The organism is Pseudoalteromonas sp. (assembly GCF_041613455.1).
Taxonomy (GTDB): domain Bacteria; phylum Pseudomonadota; class Gammaproteobacteria; order Enterobacterales; family Alteromonadaceae; genus Pseudoalteromonas.
In genome coordinates this window covers 1-7,727 of sequence record NZ_JBFJHD010000142.1, presented here as the reverse complement: position 1 = coordinate 7,727, position 7,727 = coordinate 1, and the positions used below count along the sequence as shown (strand labels likewise).

At 43.7% G+C, this 7,727-nt stretch carries 7 protein-coding genes; 1 reads left to right on the top strand and 6 read right to left on the bottom strand.

Annotated features, from left to right (window positions below):
- Nucleotides 1-66: 66 nt before the first annotated feature.
- The 3 genes from ABYB02_RS12240 to ABYB02_RS12230 are packed head-to-tail and all read right to left on the bottom strand — an operon-like array spanning nt 67 to nt 1,807.
- The gene (locus ABYB02_RS12240) at nt 67-582 is read right to left on the bottom strand and encodes a hypothetical protein (RefSeq protein ID WP_372762728.1); all 516 of its coding nucleotides are present in this window, start codon (nt 580-582) and stop codon (nt 67-69) included.
- 11 nt (nt 583-593) lie between these two features.
- Nucleotides 594-1,319 carry an anti-sigma factor gene (locus ABYB02_RS12235; RefSeq protein WP_372762727.1) on the bottom strand — a complete coding sequence of 242 codons (726 nt, stop codon included), beginning with the start codon at nt 1,317-1,319 and terminating at the stop codon, nt 594-596.
- Complete coding sequence (locus ABYB02_RS12230; protein WP_372762726.1) at nt 1,316-1,807, bottom strand: RNA polymerase sigma factor; 492 nt, start codon at nt 1,805-1,807, stop codon at nt 1,316-1,318. The genes ABYB02_RS12235 and ABYB02_RS12230 overlap by 4 nt, the downstream gene beginning before the upstream one ends.
- Nucleotides 1,808-1,928: 121 nt before the next feature.
- Here ABYB02_RS12230 and ABYB02_RS12225 point away from each other — a divergent pair, with 121 nt between their 5' ends.
- The gene (locus ABYB02_RS12225; protein ID WP_372762725.1) at nt 1,929-3,254 is read left to right on the top strand and encodes a S8 family serine peptidase; all 1,326 of its coding nucleotides are present in this window, start codon (nt 1,929-1,931) and stop codon (nt 3,252-3,254) included.
- Here the strand turns inward: ABYB02_RS12225 and ABYB02_RS12220 are convergent.
- The 3 genes from ABYB02_RS12220 to ABYB02_RS12210 all read right to left on the bottom strand — a co-directional run bounded on the left by ABYB02_RS12220 (nt 3,238) and on the right by ABYB02_RS12210 (nt 7,480).
- Complete coding sequence (locus ABYB02_RS12220) at nt 3,238-4,185, bottom strand: hypothetical protein (RefSeq protein WP_372762724.1); 948 nt, start codon at nt 4,183-4,185, stop codon at nt 3,238-3,240. The genes ABYB02_RS12225 and ABYB02_RS12220 overlap by 17 nt on opposite strands.
- Nucleotides 4,186-4,236: 51 nt before the next feature.
- A complete protein-coding gene (locus ABYB02_RS12215) occupies nt 4,237-5,133 on the bottom strand; it encodes a hypothetical protein (protein WP_372762723.1) in 897 nt (298 codons plus the stop codon).
- 97 nt (nt 5,134-5,230) lie between these two features.
- Nucleotides 5,231-7,480: an exonuclease domain-containing protein gene (locus ABYB02_RS12210; RefSeq protein ID WP_372762722.1), complete on the bottom strand. Its 2,250-nt coding sequence runs from the start codon at nt 7,478-7,480 to the stop codon at nt 5,231-5,233.
- Nucleotides 7,481-7,727 lie beyond the last annotated feature (247 nt).

The following is a 7,727-nucleotide window of genomic DNA, read 5'->3' as shown; positions in this document are numbered from 1 at the left end:
TTAAACAAGACTATACAAAAAAGCTAGCCGAGGGCTAGCTTTTTTGTCACGCAAAACCTGCATGGTTTACTGCTGTTTCGCTTTCGCCATTAAATTGTCAATCACATCTTGCGCGCTGTAGCTGTTGTCGTTTGGCTTAATGCCTTTGCCCATTTTAATATCAAGCAGGGTGTGTACTTCTTTACGAGAGTCATTGTTACTAATTTGCACGCCCATTTCATTAACCGGTCGTGTGCGTGTTTCACAGGTTAATAAGCCGCAGCTGCGTTCAACTTGTTGCCCGCGTGTGGCGCTTATTGAAGACGAAGGGCCTTGCGATTTAGACTCAACAAAAGTCTCTTTATTGGTCACTACAAACCAGTCGTAACCTTGTGCTTGGGTTAATTCAGCGGCTCTTAATAGGGCAAAGTCCCCTGCATCGGCAACGCTATTTGATACACTTTTAAACTCCACTCGATAGCGATCATCACTTATTTTTTGCTCACTGTAACCGGTTGAACCATTATTAGCCGGACGATAATCTGGTTTTGATGCACACCCAGCTAAAACTAACATACTGATTATTAATAATGTTGCTTTCATCATTCACCTCATTAGTTATTTTCAAAGTGCCATTGCTGAGCAATAGCATGTTGTTCTTGATTTCTGTTTAATGGCTGGCCGTTGATCATCTGATCAATCATGTCATCCAGCGCTGCATGCTTAGACGCAGTTTGGTATTGCGAACCATTGCTACTGTTACTCTGTTGCAGCTGCGCCTTTACTTGCCAACCTTGCGCTGTTTTACACGCTATAGCCACTTGCGTATGCTGGTTGTTACTCATTTCATACTGACGGCATAGCTGATCATTATTATTTGCAAAACTTAAATTTGCTTTAAACACACTGCCATCGGCTTGAGTTATTGCATCGCTACTCAACTGCGTATCTAACGCCGTTGCGATGTTATTTGCCACTAAGTTAGCGTTCCCCTGATACTGCGTTTGCAAATAACTCGTGGTAGCAATACCAAAAACGATAGCAATGCTTGCTGCAATTGCCAAGCCTTTGTTAGTTGAATGTTTGAGCCGTTGCCATGCCGATAGTTGCACCACATTATTTGTTTCCAGCTTCGCCATTGTTTGAGACAGTGCCGCACTGTAAGGGGACTCATCTATACTGTAAGCGTGAGCTTTTACTAAACTATCTACTTCGCTTAACTCCGCAAGGCGCATCACTAAGTCATCATCCGTTTCGAGTGCTAAGCGCACTTGCTCCATCTCGGTTTCGAGTAATTCTGAGTCTAAAAAGGCGCTCAGTGTTTCATCGCTAATTTTCATACCTGCTCCTTACTAAAGTCGGGCTTAATTAAGCTATACAAGGCACTGCGGGCTCGCGACAATTTACTCATTACACTGCCTATAGGTATATCAAGCAGGTGTGCAACCTCTTTGTATGCCATACCTTGCACCGCCACTAATGACACAATGGCGCGTTGCTCATCGGGAAGCTCACCCAGTGCGCTATTCACTTTTTCAAGCAGTTGTTTGTTTTCAAATGCACTGTGTTGATCATCACTGACCGGCTCTGGTATTAATTCATTTTGTACCGCGTCTTGCCTGACTTTACGAGAGCGATATTCATCTATCCACACATTGCGGCAAATTTTAAATGCCCACTTTGCTGGTTCAACATCAGCGGGGATGCCTTTAACTAATAATTTTTCAATTGTTATTTGCACTACATCATCTGCATCTGCTTTACTACCCGTTAGCGAGTAAGCAAAGCGTCTTAGCATGGGTAATAATGTTTGTATGGTTTTTTGCATTTTTTACTCCTCTATAGAGAGAAGACGATTCAAATAAAAATTTATTCCAAAATAATTGAAATTAATTTTTGCCTCACACGTTAACTTAGTAACGTTTTAATTTATAAGAAGTAACCTTAGCATGAAAACACCTTTGATCATTACAGCGTGTATTTGTTTTTACTCAAGCTCAGTACTTGCAAACCTAATACCGGTTGATTCAGTACTCAAGCAGCTCAACCCTATTGAGCAACGCATTGAATCAAGCATCAATCGCACCAAGCGATTACCCACCCTGGTACCGCAAACGTCTGTGGCCGAACTAAAAGCACAGGTAAACCAACCATTAAGTAATTTACCTGAGGTAGTGAATATCAGTATTAACAACCAATATAACGCTTTGGTTGATGTTGAAGTGGAAGATGGCTTTCGCGCTATTCAGCAGCAATGGTTATTAATGGCTAATACCGAGCAGCTTAATGCGCTTAAAAAGCACGACGTGACGATTATTGCTGTTAAAAACTACAGCGCGTTAGGCATGAGCTTAGTGCGTTTTAATGTGGCTGAAAATATTGACTCTAAAGCCCAATTAGTAAAAATACTCAACTTAACTGACACCACATTGCTCGATCGCAACCATATTTACCAAGCGCAAACGTCTGCAACAACAGTGACAACACCCGCCACACAACCGATGCAGCCTTTTTGCGCGGATAACACCCAAATAGGCATCATCGACAGCGCAATCAACACGCAGCACAGTGCGTTTACCAACGCCACCATTATTAAGCGCCGCTTTTTACCCGCGGGGCTTGATTCCCCCGCCCTACACGGCACCGCCATTGCGGGGCTATTAGTGGGTCACAGCAATGAACTGACACCGCTACTAAGTAACGCCACACTTTACAGTGCCGAGGTGTTTTATCGTCAATCTGAATTTGCTCAGGGGGCAACGTTATTTGCCATTGTAGAAGCGTTAGATTGGTTGGTAAAAGAACAACTGCCGGTGATCAATATGAGCCTAACTGGGCCTGATAATGCCATTTTAAAAACCAGTATTGAGGCCGCGGTAAAGCAACATAGTTTAATTGTTGCCGCGGCAGGCAATGCAGGCCCTGCGGCTAAACCGCTCTATCCTGCGGCTTATAAGAGTGTTATTGCAGTAAGTGCTATCGATACCAATAACCAGCTGTATCGCTGGTCTAATAATGGCGACTATATTGATTTTAGCGCGTTAGGAGTTAATGTTTTAACTGCATTAGGCAGTGGGGAATTTGGCAAGGAGTCGGGTACTTCAATAGCCGCCCCGCATGTAAGTGCAGCGCTCAGTTGTTTACTGGTAAAGTATAATAACAACAAAGCCAAAGCGCTTGCAGAGCTCACCTCGCTTGCTCACGATCTCGGTGAGCAAGGTAAAGATAATCAGTTTGGCTATGGCGCGATATATCGGCCTAAAAGTGCACTTTAATCGAGGCTGAAACAATACTTTGCGTATAAGTGTTACTGCTTAGTTGCGATTCATAGTCGCCGTACTCGGCTTCTGTAACCAGCGTTATATGTTTATGCAAGTCGAGATGCCAAAACGCATTAACCACATTTCGATGCTCGTCCCGCGATGGCTGTGATGGCTGCTGCGCTGCAAACACTTCATCGCTTACTTGCTCATCGTAATCTTTAAGTTGGTATCGCCACCCTAAACCTAGCTTATTCGTTAAGTTAAACGCGGTAAATTTGTGCGTTACTTTGGTATTCACGCTATAGCCGCTAAAATCATATTGGTTATCTTCGGCGTCTTCATTATCAGCCCCTACTGATGCCATCAACATGGTTTGACCCTCATTAACAAAGTGGTACAAACCAATATCGGCCCCTATGCCTTCGGCGTCCCGCGCTGTAGCGCTGGCAAAGCGTTTAGTTTTGTTTTTTACACTCACTCTTAAGTAGCTTTGCGGTGATAAAAAACGTCCATAATAGGCACTGACTTGATCAAAATTTAAAAAGGTATCACCTGCTACATTCGCTTTTGCACCATCATAGCGTAGCCCCAGTTCATTGCTGCTGTTGATACTATAACTGGCATCAACCCCATATTGATGTAACGCTAAATCGTACTGATCATACTCGTCATAATTTTGCTGCTCAAAGCGATAGCTTGAAGTGAGCTTTACGGCTTTAGACGCTTGCCATGTGGCAGTGGCGCCGGTCGAAATTTTAACGCCACTGTCACTTTGTGATGAAATATCATCGAGCTCTTGTACCGATAACGCCGAGTTATTTAAAATGCCTACTGCCGCGTCGCCAGAGACAGTAAAACTGCTTTTTTGCTTTGCTGTGGTTGTGTCAGCAAAGCTTGCTTGCGCAGTAAATACGCAAAGAGTGGCTGTAATAATTGCTTTCATCGTGATCTCCAACACGCCGAGTAGGTTGCCCTACTCGGCTTTAATAATGTATTAAAGGCCTAGGTCTAAGTCGTTGGTAATATTAGTAACCACTTCACTTGCGGTGTTTAGGGCCACCTCGTTACTTACTTGCTCTGTTACTGCTGCGCTGACTTGCCCGCTAACATTTTGTTGAACCGTGCTTTGTAATGAACTCACTGTGCTGCCTTGTACTGTGGCCGCTAACGACTGCTGTACGTTACCTACCACTTCTGCACTGGCATCAAGTGCATTACCGGCTTTGAGTGCAGAGCTGGTTGTATTTGCAACAGTGCTAGCAACGTCCAACTGGTTGGCTAAAGTGCCCGAATTAAGCGCACTTGCCGCAGCTGTTTGTGTCGCCGCCTCAGTGGCATTACTTACCAAGGGAGTGTTTGGCGTTGTTGGCTCTGCCGTTTCAGGAGTTTCAGAAGGCGTTGCTGTTGCCGTTAATAATGCTGACTGGCTCACGGCTCCAGTTACATTCATTGCTGAACTGCTAAGCTGTGTGGTGGCATTTAGCGCGGTATTCGCTGTGGCATTTAACGATGAGGTTGCGGTATTTAACGACGCAGCCGAAGCGTTAACTGAAGCATTTAGCGCCGAGCTTGTTGTTGCAGCCAGCGAGTTTGAGCCGCTTACCGCCTCATTTTGGCTATCATCGGCGGCTGTTTGTGCATTATCGGTCGCTGTGGCTGTTTCTGCTGTGTCAGTCTCAGACGCGCGAACGCTTGTCTCGTTGGATACGCTGGTGTTATTACTACCACTGGCATTGATACCATGTTGCGAAACTTGCACTGACGTTGCCGTTTGTTGCTCTGCCGACGTTGATTGAGAGATTTCAACTTCTGCTGCATGCGCCGTTGTTACAAAAGCACATACACCACTTAACATCATTACGCTTACAATTTTATTTAGTTTAGTCATCATCTGTTCCTCTAGTTTGTCGGATTGACATAAAGAAGACGGGTGACCAATTAATTTATTCCAAAATAACCTAAATATTTTTAATAAAATTTAAAAGTTATTATTTTTCAGTTGCTTGAATAGATGTATCTGACGATTTATTGGCATGTTGAATCAGCAATAACAATTCAGCCGTGGCAGTGGCATCGGCAAGCGCGCGGTGATGATGGGTTAAATTTAAATTAAAATGCGCCGCTAAATTACCCAACGAATACGACTTTAAGCCCTTAAATGCTTTACGCGACTCAACCACAGTGCACAATTTCGGCATCTTAAAATGCAGCCCCACCATTTCGCATTCTTTTTTAATAAAGCCGTAATCAAAATTAACGTTATGAGCGACAAAGATACTGCCCGCTAACTTCGCCAGTAATGGCTTAGCTATGTCTGCAAATACCGGTGCGTCGTGCACCATGTTATTACTGATACCCGTTAATTGGCTAATAAAGCGTGGGATCGGCCGTTGTGGATTCACTAAGGTGGTCCAGCTGTCGATTACTTTACCGTGCTGTACTTTTACTAAGCCAATTTCGGTAATTTTATTGGCGCCTTTTAAGCTGCCAGTGGTTTCTATATCTACCACGCTGTAAATACGGTGAGGATCAACAAACCATTTAACCAGCGCAATCTGTACGGTAAAACCGACACTTTTGAGTTTATCTATGGTCGTTAGTTGGTTACGTCTGAGCTTATCGCCGGGCGCTTTTACTTCTGCAAAATGCACCGTGCCATTATTAATCACCATTAAGTCGGGGTAGCCGTCTTTAAGTTGTAAATACTGTTTGCTCATCGCCGTTAAATGCGCCACTAACGCCTTTATAGGGCTATTTAAAATAAGCGCCTCTAGCGGTAACAACAGATTGTCGTGCCAGCTAAATAAGCCATTGGCTTGCTGAAAATACTGGGCGGCATGGTTGCATACCAAATTAAGTAACGCCTGATTAGTGGCACATCCCGCTAAACGTGCTGTTATTTGCGCCTGCTGCAGCTGATAAAAATTATCCAGCATTAACACTTGCGGATAAATATCAAATTCATTGCATGGCGGGTAAGGCGTATCAACAAATAACTCCTGCCAAAACACTAACGCAAACAGGCTTTGCCATAGCGTGTTTTCGGTATTAAATACTTGCAACCCTTGCGCTGTATAATGCTCATTGACGCCTTGCTCTACATCGCCGCGGTAAATTTCGTCAATTTCAAGCACGCACTGAGTCTCTGCAAGCAGGGTGCTCAAGCGCGAACGCGTTTGTTTATTAAACTTGCGCATTAAAAAGTCGTCAGCAAAATACAGTAAATCGTCACTGAGTGGGTTTTCTATTATTTGCTCTAGCTGCGCTTTTACCCAGGTTTTATTGCCTAAGCGGTACTGCTCTCTGATTTGAATTTCTTGTGCCTCAGCACTATCACTACAGGCATCAAGCAAGCCAAGGGCACATTCGCTATCGCTATGTTTGAGGTGTTTATACAGCCTCACCAGCAGTTTGTTTTTAAGGTCGTGCGCCTGTGCACCCTCTGCGTGTTGCGCAACCACTAATTGCGCCAACGCACTGTAAGCCGCTGTGCTATTTGCTGTTTTATGTTTCGCTTTATCAAGGTCTTTAATCGCTAAACGGTAGCGATTTAATACGTAGTTCGATTGCGCCTCAGCTAATGAGTTAAAGCGCGCTAAGCTGTCGCTGTGCCCTTCACGGGTAGTCGTTAAGCCTAAATCGCGCATAACAAAGCGGTTTTGATGATTTACATCGCCGCGGCTTAAACGCCCAGCAAATAAAAACTCAAAATACTCGTAGTTGTCTTCACGGTTATTAATCACATATTGACTATATAAAGGCGCTAGTTCATCGCGATGTTCACTAAAAAAATGGCAGGCAATGGTGATCAGTTCGCCCTTAGCAGCGCTTTTTTTGAAGCTTATTTTATTATTATACTGGGTTAGCAACTCCAGCAGCGTCGCTTTTGTTAACTGTGCTAAGAGCTGCGCATAATGCTGGCTGTTGGGCTGAGATAAAATTCCCGCGGTTTTTAAACTATATATAGCCTGATGCGGTGAGGGAATTTCTTCATAGTTAAGCGATTGCGTGTGCACTAAATACGGCTTGCGCGAGTACACTCGCGCTAACATGCACCGGCTTTGCTCATCAAGCTGGTTAACTTTACTAATAAATTCGTGGTGCTTAGGCTCAAGTAAATGGCTGCATTTACTGGTTACAAACTCAATAAGCTCTGCAAAGTGTGCTAAGTAATATTTAGCTGGTAATTCTTTTTTCATAACATCGCCACAACTGTATATAAAAACAGTATCCGGCATTTGTGCTTTTTATTCAAGCTTAAAGTGAATGCTAATAGTAATGACTATTTACAGCATCACCGAAGCGCTTGAGATTACACAAAATAAGCGCAACCTTGAGTATTGCGGTATAGCTTGGCAGGTACGAACCGTGGGTTGCTACTCGCGTTTTCATTACTTCTGGTTATATGTAAGCGCTTTAAATTCCTTTTTAGAATATATAAGTTTCGTTATGGTGCGCGCAATATATTCTAGGGAGTCTTTTTAA